The following is an 18609-nucleotide window of genomic DNA, read 5'->3' as shown; positions in this document are numbered from 1 at the left end:
CCGTCTACGTTCCCTCCATCACCCGGAGCCTCCCCCCAAGGCCCCAGGGCCCCGGCGGATTCCAAGGCCCCGAGCCCCCGAGGTCCCAGAGGTCGGGTTTTCCGGTTCGGGGTTGGTGGGTCGAGGTGCCGAACGTCGGTGTGCTTACCCGATCAGATCTGTGGCCTCGGTGGCGGCGGCTTTCAGGGGTCGCCACCATCGCTGGTTGTCCTCGTACCAGCGCACCGTCGCCGCCAGGCCGTCCGCGAACCCCGTCAGCGGTTCGTAGCCCAGGGCTTGGAGCTTGCCGTAGTCGACGGAATAGCGACGGTCGTGCCCGAGCCGGTCCGGCACCTGCCTGACCATCTCCCATCCCGTCCCGAGCGTGGTCAGCAGCAACCCGGTGAGCTCCCGGTTGGTGAGTTCGGTGCCGCCGCCGATGTTGTACGTCTCTCCCGGCGAGCCCTTCTCCAGCACCAGGTGAATGCCCCGGCAGTGGTCGTCGACGTGCAGCCAGTCCCGTACGTTCAGCCCGTCGCCGTAGAGGGGGACCCGCTCGCGGTCGAGGAGGTTGGTGACGAAGAGCGGGATGAGCTTCTCCGGGTGCTGGTAAGGGCCGTAGTTGTTGGAACAGCGGGTCACCCGGACATCGAGGCCGTACGTCTGGTGGTAGGCCCGGCAGAGCAGGTCACTGCCGGCTTTGGCCGCCGAGTACGGTGAGTTCGGGAGCAGGGGCTCGTCCTCGGACCAGGACCCTTCCGCGATCGACCCGTACACCTCGTCGGTGGAGACGTGCACCACCGTCCGGACGCCGGCCTCCAGCGCCGCCTGCAGCAGTCGCTGGGTGCCCAGCACGTTCGTCGTCACGAAGTCACCGGCGCCCGTGATGGACCGGTCGACGTGCGTCTCGGCCGCGAAGTTCACGATCACCTCGCACTCGGGCACGATCTCCGCGAGAAGCTGCAGGTCGGTGATGTCTCCGCGAATGAATGTGTAGCCGGGATGTCCGTCGACAGGCGCAAGATTGCCGAGATTTCCGGCATAGGTGAGCTTGTCGAGAACGGTGATGTTCACGGCCTCGTAGCCCGGATACGAGCCCAGTAGCAGCGAACGTACATAGTGGGAGCCGATGAACCCGGCACCGCCGGTGACCAGAATCCTCATGAGCGCACCTGTATCTTGCTGTGATCGCCCACCATGAGCTCGTGGGTGTTCGGCATGCCTTCCGCACGGTTCACTTCGACGTTGCGGCCGATCAGGGAGTGTCCGATGCGCGAGACGCCGCGGATGGATGAGCTGTCGAGCACGATGGAGTACTCGATCTCGGTGTTCGCCAGCTCGCACCTCTCCCCGATCGAGGTGAAGGGGCCGACATAGGAAGAGATGATCTTGGAGTCGGCGCCGATCACGACGGGCCCGCGCAGGACGGAGTTCTCCACCACCGCGCCCCGCTCGACGACGACTCGCCCGGTGATCTCACTCCGGCCGTCCACGGTGCCGCTGATGTCGGGCTCGATCTGTTCGAGGATGATCCGGTTGCATTCCAGCATGTCCTGGAGCCGCCCGGTGTCCTTCCAGTAGCCGCTGACGAAGTGGGAGTGGACGCGGTAGCCCCTGTCGATCAGCCAGGTGATGGCGTCCGTGATCTCCAGCTCGCCGCGCGCGGACGGTGTGATGCTCCGTACGGCCTCGTGGATGACGGGGGAGAAGATGTAGACCCCGACGATCGCGAGATCGCTGCGCGGGTGCTCCGGCTTCTCCTCAAGCCCGAGGATCTCGCCTTCCGGTCCGAGCTCGGCCACGCCGTAGAACTGTGGTTCGGCGACCTTGGTGAGCAGGATCTGCGCGTCATGGTCGGCCCCGCGGAACGCGTCGACCAGGGTGGTGATGCCGCCCACCAGGAAGTTGTCGCCCAGGTACATCACGAAGGGCTCGTCGGCGAGGAACTCTCTGGCGATCAGGACGCAGTGAGCCAGGCCCAAGGGGGCCTGCTGGGGGATGTAGGTGATGTCGAGGCCGAACGCGGAGCCGTCCCCGACGGCCTCGCGCACCTCGTGGGCCGTGTCGCCGACGATGATGCCCACGCTGGTGATGCCCGCGTCTCGCAGCGCTTCGAGTCCGTAGAAGAGGACCGGTTTGTTGGCCACGGGGACCAGTTGTTTCGCCGAGGTATGGGTGAGCGGGCGCAGCCTCGTCCCCTTGCCACCCGCTAGAACGAGCGCCTTCATCCGCTTCCTGAGTCCTTCCGCGAAGAGGACGTGGCCGCAACGGCCGCCTGTCCGCTGGAGTTTATGCCGAGCCGCGACCAGGGGAACTTCGCGGTTCAGCGCTCTTGTCGAAGAAAACCCGGCACGTTGCCGAGACTAGATGGTTCCGCGATCGCGAAAAGTCCATGTTCGGTGTATCAGATAGCTCAGTGGTGGACTTATGGCTATTACCATGCCCTGCGCGATCATGATGGGAATTCCGATGACGCTCACGAGGATCGGCAGGCTGATGAGGGACGCCCCGAGGAAGCTCAGGCCGACCACATAGAATCGCAGGTACCCCTGCAACCAGGACTCGCCGGAGACCCGGAACACCACCAGCCGATACCACGGGTACACGATCACCACGGTGACGAAGTGGCTGGTCACGACCAGGACAAGATAGGGAACGGCATCCTCGGCGGCGAGCAATGCTAGGCCAAGGAGACAGTAATAGACAACTGCCGTCATGGCGCCGGCCATTAGATATGTGATGCGGTTTCCAGCAAAAGCGCAGATCAGAGCCCGCCACCAGAAATGCGGCTTCTTGTCGCTTTTGGCGTGGCTTTTCACGTCAACCATGTCGCCCGCACTCCAGATCGTCGCGTGGTGGGGGCAGCATGATTGTAACCGGCTCACACTGGATGATCGGGGGATCAATGTCGGTGTCGGTGGTAATTCCGTGTTACCGATCCGCGCGCACTCTTCCAGCGCTGGTGGCCAGGATCCTGTCGACCATGAGCGAGGCATCCGTCCGTCACGAGGTGATCCTCGTCGTCGACGGCAGTCCGGACGACACCTGGGCGACGGCCGCCGGCCTGGCCCGTCGCAACGAGGCCGTACGGGCGATCCACCTGTCCCGCAACTACGGCCAGCACAACGCGCTGATCGCCGGCATCAGGGAGGCGGCCTTCGAGGTCGTCGTCACGTTGGACGACGACCTGCAACATCCGCCTGAGCAGATTCCGCTCCTGCTGGCCGCCCTTGAGGGCGATCGGCTCGACCTGGTCTACGGCGTCTCCTACCGCGAGGAGCACGGGGTTCTCCGGAGCTTCGCCTCCCGATCGGTGAAGGCCGGGATGTCCAGCGCGCTGGGCATCCGCTCCGCCCGGGCGATCAGCGCCTTCCGCGCCTTTCGCACGCGTCTGCGCGACGGGTTCGAAGAGCTGTCGGGGCCGCATGCCTCGGTCGATGTGGCCCTGTCGTGGGCCACCTCCCAGGTGGGGTCGGTCAGTGTGCGCATGAACGAACGCGATCACGGGCGCTCCAACTACTCGGCGCGGCTGCTGATCCGGCACGCGGTGAACATGCTGCTCGGCTACAGCACGGCGCCCCTGCGGGCGGCGAGCTATCTCGGATTTCTCGTCGGCATCGTCGGCCTGCTGCTGGGCGGGGCCGTCCTGTGGCGGTTCGCCACGGGAGAGACCACGGTGGCCGGCTTCACGACCATCGCCTCGATGGTCGCGCTCTTCTCCTCCGCGCAGCTCATCTCCATCGGGGTCCTCGGGGAGTACATCGGCCGCATTCATGGCAGCGGCATGGGCCGGCCGACCTACGTCGTGCGTGAGCGCGTCGGACCGACCGCCTCCGCCGAGGCGCGTCCCGGCGGTTCTAGCGTTCCCGTCCAGGCAGGAGCGCGCTCCGGACCAGATGAACCGTGAGAACCGTCCCCACGGGCTCGAACCCGTATCGGGCCCATGCCCGCTGCACGCGCGTGTTGTGCCCCTGGGTGGAGATGACGACCTCGCCCGCGCCGCGCGCCAGCGTGCGGTCCTCGACCGCCTTGAGCAGGTGAGCGTACAGGCCGCGCCCCTGCCGCGCGGAGACCACGCCGGCGAGCAGGATCTCCGTCCGGGCTTCGTCCTCCTCCAGGGTGGCCAGCGCGAGGACGGGCGATTCCGTCCCGGCCGCGCGCCGGTCCAGCAGCGCCAGGCAGCCGCCTTCGGCGGCCGACCGCAGTGCCCAGTCCTGGTAGCCGGCGATCACGTCGGCGGCGTCGAACAGGGGATTGGCCAGGTAGTGGTTTCCGTACGCGAGGAAGATGTCGGACACCAGCTCCTCGATCGCGGCCGTTCCGGTCAGCTCCGTCGCGCGCAGCTCTGGCGACGCCTCGGGCGCCCGGCCCGCTCCAGCGCGCAGCCGCCAGTACACCAGGGAGTCCGCGAAGATGGCCGTCCGGCCCGGAGCGGTCAACTGGGCGTACCAGCCGATGCACTCGGCCGGGTAGCGAAGGACGATCACGTCCGCGGCGGATCGTACGACGGCCTCGCGGACCGCCGAGAGTGACGATCCGGACCCGGTGGGGACGGTGAGCCGCTCCACCGAGCAGCCGAACCGCGCGGACTCGAGCGGAGACTCCCGCGCCTGTACGGCCTCCGCCTCGATCACGTCATGCCAGGCCATCAGCGCACCTCGTAGGCTCGGACCGCGTCGATCACGCGTGACAGGTCGGCGTCGTCCAGGTCGGCGAACAGCGGCAGCCGTACGAGACGGTCGGCGACCTCCTCGGTGACCGGGCAGCCGCCCGGGGCCGTCCGCCCGTACCGCTCACCCGCCGGTGAGTCATGGAGCGGCTGGTAGTGGAAGGCCGCCTGCGCGCCACGGTCGGCGAGGTGACCGATGAAGGCCTGGCGGTTCGCCAGGTCGGGGAGCAGCAGGTAGTACAGGTGCGCCGGATGCGTGCACCCGTCCGGGATCGTCGGCTGGGCGACCCCGTTCTCCGCGGCCCAGTCCGCCAGTTCCTCGTGATACCTGTGCCACGCGGATTGGCGCCGGAACTGGATCTTGTCGAACGATTCGAGCTGCGAGGTGAGCTGCGCGGCGAGCACGTCCGACGGCAGGTAGCTGGACCCGATGTCGACCCACCGGTACTTGTCCACCTGGCCGCGGAAGAACCGGCTCCGGTCGGTGCCCTTCTCCCTGACGATCTCCGCGCGCTCGACGAGGCCGGCGTCGTTCAGGAGCAGCGCGCCGCCCTCTCCGCACTGCACGTTCTTCGTCTCGTGGAAGCTCTGGGCGGTCATGCAGCCGAACGACCCGAGCGGACGGTCCTGGTAGAACCCGCCCAGTCCATGGGCGTTGTCCTCGATGACCGCGAGGCCGTGCCGTCGCGCGAGCTCGCCGATCTCCTCCATCGCGCACCCGACCCCCGCGTAGTGGACGACCACGATGGCCCGGGTGCGGTCGGTGATGGCGGCTTCGAGCTGTCGTTCATCCAGGTTCAGCGTGTCCGGCCGGCAGTCGGCGAACACCGGGACGGCCCCGCGCAGCGCGTAGGCGTTGGCCGTCGACATGAAGGTGAACGACGGCATGATCACTTCGTCGCCGGGCCGCAGATCGAGCAGGAGCGCCGACATCTCCAGGGCGTGCGTGCACGAGGTGGTCAGCAGCGCCCGGCGGGCCCCGGTGATCTCCGTGAGGAGACGGGTGGCCCGCTCGGTGAAGGGGCCGTCCCCGCGGGTGAACCGCCGGAGCACGGCCTCCGCCAGGTAGTCGAGCTCGTTCTCCGAGATGTGCGGCACGTTGAAGGGGATCGCCGTCAGGCCGGTTGCGTTCACGAACGCAGTGAACAACGGGCCGGCCCGGCCGACACGCATGGTGCCTTGTGGCTGGATGAGGCATTACGCAAGCCTTACCTCACCACCTCACATCAAGCTGTCCCGCAGCCGATAGACGGCGTAATCGCCGGACCGGAACTGGAATTCCGCGAAATCGCCGATTCGCGGGCTGGGATTCGCCCGGAGCTCGTCGACGAAGAGCCAGCGCACCCCGTAACGCTCGCGCAGGCGCGACATGGCGGTCCGGCTCGGCGACTGGAAGGCCGTGTCGTTCATCTTGATCAGTTCGGTGTCCCAGAACGGCAGGCCCTCCGGCAGCAGTCCCGGACGCCAGTGGCTCAGGTTCGTGGCCGTGTAGGCCCAGCCCTCTACCAGCACGTGCCGTTCGGACAACGCGGCCACCCACGGGTATCGGGTGTCGCACGGATTCTCGTACCCCGGGCGGCAGTGCGTGTTCGTGGCCACCAGATCGTCCGGTTCGGAATGGTCGCGCAACCACCGTCCGGCGGTCAGAGCCCCCTGGGGGATCACCCGGTTCTCCACCGGTCTGACCATGGGATGGGGATCCTCCCCGGTGACGTTGTCGATGGCGGAAAGAACGCGTGCGTGCCAGTACGCGGGCAGGCCGATGGCCGCGAACGCGACGAGCACGAGGGCCGAGGCGCAGGCGCGTCCCTTCAGGAAAGCCAGGAGCAGGCCCGCCAGTACGGTCAGGGCCACCAAGGCGAGATAGGGCCGGTACAGGATCCCGTCCTCCTGGCCGGGGCCCAGCGGAATCTTGACGCCACAGAGGATGGGGATCAGGTACGCGGCGAGGAGTCCCGCGCCCGTCGAGCACACCACCGCCTTGGGCGACACCCGTGCCAGCCGCAGGAGCATGAGGATCCCATAGGCTGCGACGGCCGCCAGATAAGGGTAGGCCCCCCAGAGAAAGAAGAGCTGGCTCTGGCCCGGGTGCCCGAGCAGCAGCACCGCGCCGAGCCCGGCCGCGCCCATGCCGAGCATGAGGCTCACCCGTGGCCGCATGAGCAGTCGTGGCATGCTCAGCAGCCCGAGGATGCCGGACCAGGTCACGGCCCAGCAGAGCAGGTACACCAAGGTGATACCCAGCGTCGAGCCCGGCGAGGGCGTGGTCAGGCCGGTGAGTCTGCTCCAGGTGCCGCGCATGAAGGACAGCGGGTCCATGACCAGCCCTTGCCGCTCCCGGCCGAACAGGACGAACTGCGCGAAGAGCACGCATGCCGCGGTCATTCCCAGCAGGACGAGTACGGGCGTGTACGGCCGGCGTCGCCTTATCACGTCGACCGCGGCCACGAGCAGCAGTCCAGCGCCGAGCAGGGGCAGATAGGTCGCCTTGGCGCCGGTCAGGACCACCAGGAAGAGCCCGGCCAGCAGCCAGGTGCCGACGTCGCCCCACCGGTACTCGAGAAGGTCCACGAGGATGAGGACGAGGGGAGCGAACAGCAGCGCGCCCAGCGTCTGCGTGGGGCTGATCCACGCGGTGTCCGGAACCCCTCCCCAGGTGAACACCCCGTTCGTGCCCAGGTACAGGCTCGGCGCGCCCACGAAGACCGCGCCCACGAGGGCGACGACCCCGCCGATCCATGAGCCCGTGACACGGCGCCCGGTCATGTCGGCCAGGACGACGAACGCGGCCAGCATGGGCAGCATCCCCAGGCGGTACAGCAGGACAAGAGGTTCTATTCCGGACAGCCAGCTCGCCGCCGCGAGATGCGCGTAGACGAACCAGTGGTACGCCAGAGGCTCACCCGCGACCATCGGCACCGAGGGCGGCACATGGTGCTTCAGCTCGCCGATCAGCGCCAGGTGAAACGGCATGTCGGGAGCCGACGCCCCGAGACCGGGCCAGGTGATGGCGTGGGTGCCGAAGAACTTGAGGGCGCTGCAGCCGACCAGGAAGGTAAGGGCGAGGGCGAGGGCCCATGGCCACCACAGGGGAGTCGGCGGGCGGGATCCGGCCCGCCAGTGCCTGCGCAGGGACGGGACCGCGAGGAAGAGCGCGTACGTGGTCAACGGCCACACCGCGACAAGCAGTGGCATCCCGACGGCGCGAGCGCCAATGTAGACCAGGATCTCCACGGCGTAACCGAACGCCAGGCCCAGTGCGATCTCCTCCGCCCATGTGCGCGGATCGCGGTACAGGGCCCTGATCGCCAGGACTCCGGGCAGCGCCAGTCCCAAGACGACATAGACGGCGAACAGCGCCAGGTCCCTGCCGGACACTCCATAGCGGATCAGTACGGCAGCGGTGAAAGCCGTCACGAAGGCGGCCGCGAGCCAGCCTGACAGTGTGGGCCACCAGCGGGCCGGGCGCCGGTCGCCGCGTGCGGGGCGGACCGGACGTTCTGCCTCCAGAGTGCTCCGCCGGCTCAGCGCGGAAGTGTCGACAGGCGAGATCTTGTCCATGGTCGCAAGCTTGAGTGCGGCGAGGGCTTCGATCGGGCCGGGCCCCCTGCTCGCGGTTGTTTCTTTCCGGTTCTTTGTCCGGGCCAAAGGGTTATGGCTTGGGTTCTCCGGAGATATGCCGATCTCTGCGGCGAATGAGTTGTTAGCGGAGAATCAACACCCAAGTCCGTCCTGCCGGGAAATCGCCCTGCCCTCACCCGATTAACGCAAGAGCCGGGCATCGTTGTATTCATTTGCTCATGGCCCCCCGTGACGGCTGAGAAGTTCACTGAAATCAGTGTGATCTAGGGGGTGCATCATGCCCGTAAGTGAGAAAAAGACCGGTTTGTGGTGGCGGATATTTCGCAGCCCGCCGGTTGTTCTGGGCGCGGGCATCGTGGCCGCGCTGGGCGCCCTCGGCGCCGCCCAGGTGCCGGTCGGTGAGAGCAGTGTGATCGGCGTCACCGTGAATGCCATCTCCCACCCGGGCCAGGGCGCGACGGTGAGCCTCACGTCGGAGCCCGGCGCCGCAGTCCCTCGTATCAGCGAGGCCGCGCGCAAGGGCCTGGCAGCGATCAAGGCCGCCCACGGTCGCCCGCCGGGACCGCCCAGGAGGCGGCATGCCGTGATGGCGGCGGATCCCTGCCCGCCGACCTCGGTCATCTGCCTGGAGAACGCCCTTCCCGGCAATCCGCCGAGCGAGTGGGACGTGGTGGGGGCGGGCAGCGCCAATATCCAGGGATTTGCGACGGATATCAGCATCAACAAAGGGACGACCGTAGATTTCAAGGTGGACACATTCGCCACCGACTACCGGTTGGACATCTATCGCATCGGCTACTACAGCGGCATGGGGGCGCGAAAGATCGCCACGGTGCAGCCGTCCGCCACCTTGCCTCAGGTGCAGCCCACGTGTGTCAGTGATACGACCACCGGACTGGTCGACTGCGGGAACTGGACGGTCTCCGCGTCCTGGGCGGTGCCGGGCACCGCCGTCTCCGGCGTCTATATCGCGAAGCTGGTCCGCGAGGACGGCACCTTCGGCGAGAGCCAGATCACCTTCGTCGTCCGAGATGACACGCGCGGCGCGGACCTCCTGGTCCAGACCTCTGACGCGACGTGGACGGCGTACAACAACTACGGCGGAAACAGCCTGTACACCGGAAGCCCGGCGGGGCGTGCCTTCAAGGTCAGCTACAACCGCCCGTTCAACAACCGGAGCGGCGAAGTCAGCGGCGCGGCGGAGTCCTTCTTCTACAACTCCGAATACCCGATGGTCAGATGGCTTGAGGCGAACGCCTATGACGTGAGCTACGCCACGAACGTCGACACCGCCAGGTCGGGGGCAGAGCTGCTTGAACATCGCGCATTCCTGTCGTCCGGCCACGACGAGTACTGGTCCCTGGACATGCGGGACAACGTCGAGGCCGCCCGGGCCAGCGCCGTCAACCTGGCCTTCTTCTCAGGCAACGAGATGTTCTGGAAGACCAGGTGGGAGCCGAGCATCGACGGCGCGGTCACGCCGTTCCGGACCATGGTCTGCTACAAGGAGACGCTGGCGAACGCCAAGATCGACCCCAGCCCGCAATGGACCGGCACCTGGCGTGACCCGCGTTTCTCGCCGCCGTCGAACGGCGGCCGGCCGGAGAACGCCGTGACCGGCACGATGTTCGCGGTCAACGGCACCGTCTCCGACTCGGTGGCTGTTCCTTTCGCCTACCGGAGCCTGCGGCTGTGGCGCAACACGTCCGTGGCGAATCTCCTGCCCGGACAGACGGCGATCTTTCCGGCCGGCGTGCTGGGCTATGAATGGGACTCCGCGCCTGACAACCTGACGACCCCCGCGGGCTCGGTGAAGTTCTCCAGCATGACGATGGGCCGGATGGACAAGATCCTGCTCAACTTCGGCGGCGGATACGGCGCCGGGGTCGCGACCCACAACCTGATCCTCTACCGGCACTCCAGCGGTGCGCGCGTCTTCGGCGCGGGCACCGTGCAGTGGGCGTGGGGGCTTGACGCCGTTCACTACCGGCCTGGTACACCTACGGACGTCCGGATGCAGCAGGCGACCGTCAATCTCTTCGCCGACATGAGCCTGCAGCCGGCGAGCCTGCAGCCGGGCCTGGTTCCGGCGGCCCCGTCACCGGACACCTTGCCTCCGACGACGACGATCACGAGTCCGTCCAGCGGCGCCAGCGTGCCGAGTGGCACCACGGTCTCCATCCGGGGGACGGCGATCGACCTCGGGGGCGGACAGCTGGGGGGCGTCGAAGTCTCCCCGGACGGCGGCAACAGGTGGTTCCAGGCGAAGGGGCTCGCGGACTGGCAGTTCAGCTGGACGACCGGCTCGGCCGGGCCGGTGACGATATTGGCGCGAGCGGTCGACGACAGCGGAAACCTCCAGACGACGCCGACCCAGAGGCCCGTCACCGTGACCACACCATGCCCCTGCACCACGTGGCCGCCGTCCGCGACGCCCGCCACCGCTTCGCAAAATGATTCCGCCGGGACGGAGGTGGGCGTGAAATTCCAGCCCACCAGCCCGGGCCACATCAGCGGTATCAGATTTTACAAGGGGGCGCTCAACACGGGAACGCACACGGGTAGCCTCTGGACCTCCACGGGTCAGCTCCTGGCCAGAGCGACGTTCACCAGTGAAACGGCGACCGGCTGGCAGCAGGTGAACTTTTCGACGTCCGTCCCGGTGAGCGCCAACACCACCTATGTCGCCTCGTATTACGCGCCATCCGGGAGGTATTCGGTAACCCGGCCGTATTTCACCCAGCAGTATTCGTCCGGGCTGCTCATCGGGCTGGCGAACAGCGCCGTCACCCCGGGCAACGGCGTCTATGCGTACAGTCCGACGCCCACCTTTCCCACCAGTACCTACCAGTCCACGAACTACTGGGTGGACGTGGTGTTCTCGCCGTCGAGCACGCTGTGGGACGAGACGGCGCAACCGGCGCTCGATTCCAGCGGCGACACCAAGGCGGTCGTCGTCGGGGTGAAGTTCAGCCCCACCTCGAACGGGGTCGCCACCGGAGTCCGGTTCTACAAGTCTCCGCAGAACACGGGAACCCACGTCGGGACGCTGTGGACGCAAGGCGGCCAGTTGCTCGCGAGCGCGACGTTCACCAACGAGACTCCATCCGGGTGGCAGCAGGTGAACTTCGCGACACCGGTCCCGCTTACCGCGAACACCACGTACGTGGCTTCCTATTACATGCCCCAGGGAAATTACTCGATGACCAGGCCGTACTTCACGACGGGATATGGCCGCGGTCCGCTCTACGCACCGGCCGGTACCGAGGTGGCGGGAAGTAACGGGGTGTACAAGTACGGGACGCCGACCACGTTCCCCAACAATACCTACCAGGTCACCAATTACTGGGTCGATGTGCTGTTCGACGCCGCGGCGAGTTAGCGTGCTGCGCGCCGTCACACGGAAATGACCCGGCCCGAGGCTGAGCCTCGGGCCGGGTCATTCCGCCATCCTTAAAAACCCACAAAGGGCTGGCAAGAACATCGCCGTGCTCGGGCGTTGGCGCCTGTCCGGGGCGCCGGTGTGGTCAAGCTTGCGTGCATGGCCGACGCTCCGCCCTTTCTGCGCTCCGCGCTGCTTCCCTTCGCACCCACGTCGGAGCCCGGCGTGGCCGGATCACCGCCCGGGGGAAAGCGCGCATCACTGCTGAAGCGCTGTTCGACCTGGCTTCCGGCGACGGCCGTGGTCGCCTGTGTCGGGGTCGCGCTGGGGTTCTACGGCGTCTCCGCCGCCGATTTGGCCTTCTTCAGCCTCTACATCGCCCTGGGTGTCGCGCTGCCGGGCCTGTTGTGGGTCCGAGCGCTGTACCGGGGTACGCCCACGCTGATGGAGGGGCTCGCGCTCGGCGTGACGCTCGGCTACGCGCTGGAAGTCCTCACCTACATACCGGCCCGCGCGCTCGGCGTGCCGCTGCTGGTGCTGGCCTGGCCGATCAGCACCTATGTGCTCTTTCTCGCCGTCCCTCGGCTGCGCGGACACTGGAGGAGCGCCCCCGACGCGGACAGGACGCCGCTGTGGTGGTCATGGTGCACCGCGCTGATCATGATCTATCTGATCGTGTGGTCCGCCGTCAACGTCTTCAGGACCCAGGCCCTCACCTGGCCGGCGATCGGGACGTCGTTCATCGACATGCCCTTTCACCTGGCCCTGGCCGGTGAGTTGAAGCACCACATGCCGCCCATGGTGCCGACGGTCGCCGGTGAACCCCTCGTCTACCACTGGTTCGTCTACGCGCATGTCGCGGCCGCGAGCTGGGTCACCGGGGTGGAACCGCTGGTCCTGCTCTTCCGCCTCTCCATCCTGCCGATGCTCGCCGCCCTCATCGTCGTCCTCGGGATGGTCGGCCGTCGCATCACGCACTCGTACGCGGGAGCGCTGGCCGGCCTCGCGAGCACGGTCCTCATCACGGCGCCGAGCCTGTACCTGGGCGAGGCCACCGGGGTGTTCACCTGGAAGACCGTGCAGTCGTGGTCGAGCCCGACCCAGACCTTCGGCGCCCTGTTCTTCGCCCCGATCGTCCTGCTCCTCATCGACCTGCTCGGCCGCAAGCCACAGCCACGGGGCAGGTGGGTCCTCCTGGGGATCTTGCTCGCGGCGGTCATGGGGGCGAAGGCCAGCTATCTGCCGCTGCTCATGGCGGGGCTCATGGCGGTCGCGCTGGTCGAGGCGGTCAGGTGGTTCGCCCTGCCCCGGCGACCGCTCGTCGCGCTCGGCCTCACCGCGGCGTGCCTGCTCTTCGCGCAGTGCGTGCTGTTCGGCGGCGCGCGGCAGGGCATCCTGATCGATCCGTTGTCGATCACGCGCCTGACCTTGAGGAGCATGACCGGCTTGGAGATCGGGGCCGAGTTCTCGCCGGCCGTCACGATCGGCGCCGCCCTGCTGTGCGTCCTGTGCGGGATCATCACGTGGTGCGGGATCTTCGGGCTCGTGGGCCGGCCGCACCTGCTCGTGCGGCCCGTGGTGGTCCTGGTGCTCAGCATGAGCGCGGCCGGTCTCGCGGCGGCGCTCGTACTCGGCCATCCGCATCAGTCCCAGAGCTATTTCCTCCAGGCGTCCTATCCCTACCTGGCGATGGTCGCGGTCTACGGGCTCGTGCTCATCGTGCGGAAGGCGCGCGTGCGGTTCGGAGCGGTGGCGGGCGCGGCCGGGGTGGGGGTGGTGGCCGTCTACGCCATCCGGACGCTCTGCGGCGTCAGGATCCCGCTGGACCCGGGCCAGGACGACATCATCCTGTTCCTGCCGTACCTCGCGCTGCTGGGTGTGATCCTGCTGGCCGTCGTCGTGCTGCGCGCCGCACGGCAGAGCGGGCTGCGTACCTGTGCCCTGGTGATCTGCATGGTCACGGCCGCCGGCACGCCCGCCGCCTGGTTCGCCCGGGTCATGCCCGGCACGTTCAGAAGCCCCGTGACCGCCGTCCAGAACCCGTACGGGGTGGCCGCCGGCCACAACGCGGCCGTGCCGCCGCAGGCGATTCCCGAGGGGGCCTTCACCGTCGGGCGGTGGCTGCGTGCCCACTCGGCTGTCGACGATCTCGTCGCGACGAACGTGCACTGCCGTATGGGCTTCGAAAACCCCTGTGACAGCCGTGCGTTCTGGGCGACCGCGCTGAGCGAGCGGCGGATGCTGGTCGAAGGCTGGGCCTACACGGTGACCAACATGGACAGCTGGCGCCCCGGTGAGGTGGTGGAGACCCGGCCGTTCTGGGATCGCGACCGGCTCCAGGCCAACGACACGGTGTTCCTGGCCCCCTCGGCGGAGGCGGTCCGGCGTCTGCGGGATGAGTACGGGGTTCGGTGGCTCTTCGTGGACGAGCGCCGGATGAATCCCGGCGCCAACCTCGGCGCCTTCGCGGACCTTCAGCTCCGTGCCGGCGACTACGCCGTCTACCGGTTGCCCGCGACGGGCCTGTGACGGTGCCGCCGAGGCGTGAGATCCCTTTCACGTGACCGCCGGATAGGGCGCCGAAACGCCGAAATATGCGCTGAAGGCGCGGATGAACTGGCGCCGCGAGTCCGTTCGGCGCAAACGTGCTGCTTAGTTTCGCTGATGCGCGACGGAATTCGCATCGAAGTCGAACGAGTTTTGCCCCCAAACGGTGCGCGGCCTAGAACAGGCCGCTCCCCGCATCCAGGTGCGCCCGCTGAGGTCGGAGACCCCGGGAGCCGCTTTCAGCGACGTCACGGCCATGTCGTTCCGAGGAGCGCGTCGCGGACGCTGGATCAGCAGCAAAACAGGGAAATCATTCTCGACTGACCGGGTAACGGCGTCGACAAGACGTGGCTGATCGAGGACATCAACGCGTGGCACGTATATCGACGTGCCCGCAGCCTCCAAGGATTTCAACTCCGCCAACGGCCGCGCTGTCCACCGCATATAACCAGATTTGACGGAAGCTCTGCCATGTCTTTCAGTCGTTGACTGCCGCGTCACAGGCGTCGCCGAGTTAGAAAGTAATGTGATCTGGTTGGTCTCGGGCGACGTGGGCGGGGACGACATCGTCGCACCGGCACATTCGATTACCGAGCAAAGGAGAAACTTTTGCAGCCGCAATCCATTGAGTCGTCCGAACGCCTCCGAATAAGCGTGATCGGCGCCGGATATCTGGGCACCGCCCACGCGGTGGGCATGGCCCAGCTCGGCCACGATGTCATCGCCATGGACATCGACAAGGAGAAGATCGCGAGGCTGTCCGCGTGCGAGCTGCCCTTCTTCGAGCCCGGCCTCGGCGAGTTGCTGCGTAAGAGTGTGGAGGCGGGCCGGCTCCGCTTCACCGCGGCGTACGACGATGTCGCCGAGGCGGACGTCCATTTCGTCTGCGTGGGCACACCACAGCTGCCCGGCTCCTTCAACGCGGATCTGCGGTGGGTCGAGACGGCCTTCGCCGAGCTGGCGCGGCGGGTGGTCGGGCCGGCGATCATCGTGGGGAAATCCACGGTGCCGGTGGGTACCGCACGGCGCATGGCCGATGTCGTCCGCCACCAGACCAGCGGCAGCCGGGTGGAGGTGGCGTGGAATCCGGAGTTCCTTCGCGAAGGACACGCGGTTCAGGACACGCTCCAGCCCGATCGGCTCATTTTCGGGGTGGAGTCGCGGTGGGCGGAGCAACTGCTGCGGGCCGTCTACCAGCCGATCATCGAGGACGGCTGTCCTCTCGTGGTGACCGACTTCGCCACTGCCGAGCTCGTCAAGGTCTCGGCCAACGCGTTTCTCGCGATGAAGATCTCCTTCATCAACTCCGTGGCGCAGATATGTGAGGCCACCGGCGGCGCCGTGCTGCCGCTCGCCGAGGCACTCGGCTACGACGAGAGAATCGGCCGGCGCTTCCTGGGCCCCGGACTCGGCTTCGGTGGCGGCTGCCTGCCCAAAGACGTTCGTGCCCTGTACGCCTGCGCGACGGAGCTCGGCCTGGACGAGGTCGCCACGTTCATCAGGCAGATCGACACCATCAACCTGAGTCGCAGGGACCGCGCCCTCACGCTCGGCCGGGACCTCCTGGGAGGCACGTACGAGGGAAAGCGGGTCTGCGTCCTCGGCGCCGCGTTCAAGCCGAACACCGATGACGTCCGGGATTCCCCCGCGCTGGCGGTGGCGGTCGCCGCCCATCGCGCGGGCGCGCGGGTCACCATGCACGATCCCGTCGCGATGAACAGTGCCTGGCTGGTCCATCCGGAGATCGAGTACGCCGAGACGATTGTCACGGCCGCGCGGGAGGCCGACCTCGTCATGCTGCTGACCGACTGGACCGAGTTCCAGGACATGGATCCCGCACTGCTCAGCAGCGTCGTCCGAAGCCGGAACGTGCTGGACGGGCGCAACGCGCTGACGCCGGAACGCTGGCGCGTGGCCGGTTGGACCTACCGCGCTTGACCGAACTCTCGTTTCCGACAAGGGGTGGACGTGCGACTCGCGCAGGTCCACCCCTTGTTCGACCTCGTGCGGCGCGAGTTCTGATGGCCTGATCAGTCCGGCAATGTCCAGGACATGTCTTCCCAATTCTTACGCCGTACGGTGATGCCGCCGACGCTCCCACCTGTGCGAAGAGTGATCCTTTAGGCACGTGAGCAACGATCGGGGGGCGCGTCATGAGGAGACTGCACGTCTGCGAAGTCATCAAGGACCTGGGGGTCGGCGGCGCGGAGATGCTGCTCGTCGAGCGATTGCTGGCCGCGCCACCCACGGGCATGCGCTACACGGTCCTCTGCCAGAGCGCGGCGACCGACGAGCTCGTCCAGCGATTGCGGCAGGCGGATATAGAGGTGATCAATCTCGCCGCCTGGCCGCGGCCGCTCCGCCTGGCCCGTCTGGCGGTGGAGGTCAGACGCCTGCGCCCGCACGTGCTCAACCTCCATTCGCCCGTGCCCGCGTCGCTGCTCCGGCTGACGGCGCGGCTGTCCAGGCCGAGGCCCGCGCTGGTCTCGACCGTGCACAACGTCCGCTACCGCCTGCCGACGATGCTGCTAGACCGGGCGACGGGATGGCTGGACGACCGGACCGTGGCCGTCTCTCCGCAGGTCGCGCGGGCCATCGTCAGCCGGGGCGCGCGCAACCTGTCAACCAGGATCCACGGCATCAACGTCGCGGAGCAGCGCCGCCGGGCGGGGGAGGCCGCGCGGACCAGACAGGAGTGGGATGTTCCCGAGTCCGTCTTCCTCATCGCGCACGTCGGCAACTTCCGTCCGCAGAAGCAGCACGGTGTGCTCATCGAGGCGGCGGCCAAGGTGGTCGACCGCGATCCGCGGGCTGTCTTCCTGCTGGCCGGCACCGGTCCCTTGCATGACGAGACGGCTCGCCGCGTCGCCGAGCTCCAGTCGGACGGCGTGCGGCTGCTCGGACATGTGCCGGACGCCGCCCGGCTGATCGCTTCGGCCGATCTGCTCGTGCTCAGCTCCGCGCACGAAGGGCTGCCCGTCGTCATCATGGAGGCCCTGGCGGCCGGCGTGCCGGTGGTGTCCACGGCCGTCGGAGGGGTGCCGGACCTGATCGACAACGGCCGGAACGGCCTCCTGACCAGGCCTGGAGACCCCGATGCGCTCGCTGAGGCCATTCTTCGGGCAATGCGGCCCGACGTTCACGCACAGCTTCGCGACGGGATACGGAACGGCGCCGACCCGGTGGACATAGGCCAGACGGCGGAGTGGTTCGAACGGCTCTACGACGAAGTCGTCACCGATGGCGGTGAGGTGCCGCGTCGGCGGAAGGCGGGCAGGCTTTGACGGCCGGGCCGGATCTCGCTGTCGGCACACGAGATCCGGCCATCGCCGGCTATTCCGAGGCGGGGACGACTTCGTGCTGAAGGGTCCACTCCACCTGCGTCGTCAATCCGGTGCGCAGATCGATCGTGGGCTGAAAGCCGATCACGTCTTTCGCCCGGGAGACATCGGCATGCGTATCCCGCACATCGCCGGCCTGGCCTCGCCCGAATTCGAGGACGACCGGCCGCCCGACGATGGTGCCGACGAGGTCGGCCACGTCGAGCACCGAGGTCGTGACCCCGGTGCCGATGTTCAGGGCTTCCGCTTCGGCCTCCGCGGTCATGGCCATCAGATTGGCCCGCACGGCGTCGGCGATGAAAGTGAAGTCCCTTCGTTGCTTGCCGTCGCCCAGAATCGTGACGGCCTTTCCGGTCAGCGCCGATTCGATCAACTTGCTGATCAGCATGTCACGGCGTTGCCTCGGGCCGTAGACCGTGAAGTAGCGCAGCGCCACGACCGTTGGCCGGGATCGTGCGCGCCGCGCGTGAGCGAGGGCCAACTGCTCCGCGGCGAGCTTCGTCACCCCGTAGGGCGAGAGCGGGGCGGGGAGGTCTTCTTCGGTTACCGGTCCGTTCGGCGCGCCGCCGTACACGCTGGACGAGGATGACACCACGACACGGCGGACAGAGGTATGGGCGGCCGCCTCCATCAGGAGATGGGTGGCGACGATGTTGCTCCTCGCGTAGCTGGTGAACTCGGCTCCCCATGAAGGGCGGACGCCGGGCCGGGCGGCGATATGAAATACCGTGTCCGCACCTTCGAGCTGAGGTTCGAGGGGTATCTCGGCTAGATCGCCACGAATCAGTGTGAAGCGGTCGCTGACCTCGTTCAGCCGAAGGTTCCGCTCGGTGACCTCCTGGGGATGGCCCAGGCAATGGTCGATGCCGACGACCTCGTGGCCGTCGTCGAGCAGTGACCTCGCGATGTGGGAACCGATGAACCCGGCGACTCCCGTCACGACGATACGCTGCCCTGCCGGGGCGGCCTCCATGGGTTTCATCGATCGGTTCTCCTTATCTGAGCACTGCGGAATTTGATGGCACCGCGAGAAATGGAAACCCTTTGCATCCTCTTGCCCTTCGGCGTCACGCCGGCGGCATCGAGGTGTGCGGGACAGGAAATCCGGG

12 protein-coding genes are annotated in these 18609 nt (G+C 67.4%); 5 read left to right on the top strand and 7 right to left on the bottom strand.

Annotated features, from left to right (window positions below; all coding sequences use genetic code 11):
* Positions 1-144: 144 nt before the first annotated feature.
* The 3 genes from rfbB to AB0F17_RS36190 form a co-directional block, all read right to left on the bottom strand.
* Positions 145-1143 carry a dTDP-glucose 4,6-dehydratase gene (gene rfbB / locus AB0F17_RS36200; protein WP_358032104.1) on the bottom strand — a complete coding sequence of 333 codons (999 nt, stop codon included), beginning with the start codon at positions 1141-1143 and terminating at the stop codon, positions 145-147.
* On the bottom strand, positions 1140-2207 hold the full coding sequence (locus tag AB0F17_RS36195) for a glucose-1-phosphate thymidylyltransferase (RefSeq protein ID WP_358032101.1): 1068 nt from the start codon (positions 2205-2207) through the stop codon (positions 1140-1142). The genes rfbB and AB0F17_RS36195 overlap by 4 nt, the downstream gene beginning before the upstream one ends.
* A gap of 135 nt (positions 2208-2342) precedes the next feature.
* The gene (locus AB0F17_RS36190) at positions 2343-2807 is read right to left on the bottom strand and encodes a GtrA family protein (protein WP_358032099.1); all 465 of its coding nucleotides are present in this window, start codon (positions 2805-2807) and stop codon (positions 2343-2345) included.
* A gap of 38 nt (positions 2808-2845) precedes the next feature.
* Here AB0F17_RS36190 and AB0F17_RS36185 point away from each other — a divergent pair, with 38 nt between their 5' ends.
* Complete coding sequence (locus tag AB0F17_RS36185; protein WP_358032097.1) at positions 2846-3886, top strand: glycosyltransferase family 2 protein; 1041 nt, start codon at positions 2846-2848, stop codon at positions 3884-3886.
* Here the strand turns inward: AB0F17_RS36185 and AB0F17_RS36180 are convergent.
* The 3 genes from AB0F17_RS36180 to AB0F17_RS36170 all read right to left on the bottom strand — a co-directional run bounded on the left by AB0F17_RS36180 (position 3837) and on the right by AB0F17_RS36170 (position 8209).
* Positions 3837-4628 carry a GNAT family N-acetyltransferase gene (locus AB0F17_RS36180; protein WP_358032095.1) on the bottom strand — a complete coding sequence of 264 codons (792 nt, stop codon included), beginning with the start codon at positions 4626-4628 and terminating at the stop codon, positions 3837-3839. The two genes, AB0F17_RS36185 and AB0F17_RS36180, sit on opposite strands and share 50 nt — an antisense overlap.
* Complete coding sequence (rffA, locus tag AB0F17_RS36175; RefSeq protein ID WP_358032092.1) at positions 4628-5782, bottom strand: dTDP-4-amino-4,6-dideoxygalactose transaminase; 1155 nt, start codon at positions 5780-5782, stop codon at positions 4628-4630. Before rffA ends, AB0F17_RS36180 begins: the two co-directional genes overlap by 1 nt.
* A gap of 87 nt (positions 5783-5869) precedes the next feature.
* Positions 5870-8209, bottom strand: coding sequence for a hypothetical protein (locus AB0F17_RS36170; protein ID WP_358032090.1), 2340 nt, complete (start codon positions 8207-8209; stop codon positions 5870-5872).
* A gap of 298 nt (positions 8210-8507) precedes the next feature.
* Between AB0F17_RS36170 and AB0F17_RS36165 the strand changes: the two genes are divergently transcribed.
* From AB0F17_RS36165 to AB0F17_RS36150, 4 genes are all read left to right on the top strand, one after another.
* Positions 8508-11612, top strand: a complete 3105-nt coding sequence (locus AB0F17_RS36165) for a N,N-dimethylformamidase beta subunit family domain-containing protein (RefSeq protein ID WP_358032087.1) — start codon at positions 8508-8510, stop codon at positions 11610-11612.
* A gap of 159 nt (positions 11613-11771) precedes the next feature.
* Positions 11772-14141, top strand: coding sequence for a hypothetical protein (locus AB0F17_RS36160; protein WP_358032085.1), 2370 nt, complete (start codon positions 11772-11774; stop codon positions 14139-14141).
* A gap of 627 nt (positions 14142-14768) precedes the next feature.
* The gene (locus tag AB0F17_RS36155) at positions 14769-16097 is read left to right on the top strand and encodes a UDP-glucose/GDP-mannose dehydrogenase family protein (protein ID WP_358032082.1); all 1329 of its coding nucleotides are present in this window, start codon (positions 14769-14771) and stop codon (positions 16095-16097) included.
* Between the two features lie 215 nt (positions 16098-16312).
* Complete coding sequence (locus tag AB0F17_RS36150; protein ID WP_358032080.1) at positions 16313-17443, top strand: glycosyltransferase; 1131 nt, start codon at positions 16313-16315, stop codon at positions 17441-17443.
* Between the two features lie 49 nt (positions 17444-17492).
* Here the strand turns inward: AB0F17_RS36150 and AB0F17_RS36145 are convergent, their stop codons facing one another.
* Positions 17493-18482, bottom strand: a complete 990-nt coding sequence (locus tag AB0F17_RS36145) for an NAD-dependent epimerase/dehydratase family protein (protein ID WP_358032077.1) — start codon at positions 18480-18482, stop codon at positions 17493-17495.
* Between the last annotated feature and the right edge of the window lie 127 nt (positions 18483-18609).

The sequence above is a fragment of the Nonomuraea sp. NPDC026600 genome (genome assembly GCF_040638335.1).
Taxonomy (GTDB): Bacteria; Actinomycetota; Actinomycetes; order Streptosporangiales; family Streptosporangiaceae; genus Nonomuraea.
The sequence above is the reverse complement of the archived record's forward strand: the minus strand, read 5'-3'. Positions and strand labels throughout refer to the sequence as shown.

Excerpts from the sequence above, each read along its gene's own strand:
- rfbB (WP_358032104.1), bottom strand. The coding sequence starts at position 1,143 with ATGAGGATTCTGGTCACCGGCGGTGCCGGGTTCATCGGCTCCCACTAT.
- AB0F17_RS36195 (WP_358032101.1), bottom strand. The coding sequence starts at position 2,207 with ATGAAGGCGCTCGTTCTAGCGGGTGGCAAGGGGACGAGGCTGCGCCCG.
- AB0F17_RS36190 (WP_358032099.1), bottom strand. The coding sequence starts at position 2,807 with ATGGTTGACGTGAAAAGCCACGCCAAAAGCGACAAGAAGCCGCATTTC.
- AB0F17_RS36185 (WP_358032097.1), top strand. The coding sequence starts at position 2,846 with ATGATTGTAACCGGCTCACACTGGATGATCGGGGGATCAATGTCGGTG.
- AB0F17_RS36180 (WP_358032095.1), bottom strand. The coding sequence starts at position 4,628 with ATGGCCTGGCATGACGTGATCGAGGCGGAGGCCGTACAGGCGCGGGAG.
- AB0F17_RS36170 (WP_358032090.1), bottom strand. The coding sequence starts at position 8,209 with ATGGACAAGATCTCGCCTGTCGACACTTCCGCGCTGAGCCGGCGGAGC.
- AB0F17_RS36165 (WP_358032087.1), top strand. The coding sequence starts at position 8,508 with ATGCCCGTAAGTGAGAAAAAGACCGGTTTGTGGTGGCGGATATTTCGC.
- AB0F17_RS36160 (WP_358032085.1), top strand. The coding sequence starts at position 11,772 with ATGGCCGACGCTCCGCCCTTTCTGCGCTCCGCGCTGCTTCCCTTCGCA.
- AB0F17_RS36150 (WP_358032080.1), top strand. The coding sequence starts at position 16,313 with ATGAGGAGACTGCACGTCTGCGAAGTCATCAAGGACCTGGGGGTCGGC.
- AB0F17_RS36145 (WP_358032077.1), bottom strand. The coding sequence starts at position 18,482 with ATGAAACCCATGGAGGCCGCCCCGGCAGGGCAGCGTATCGTCGTGACG.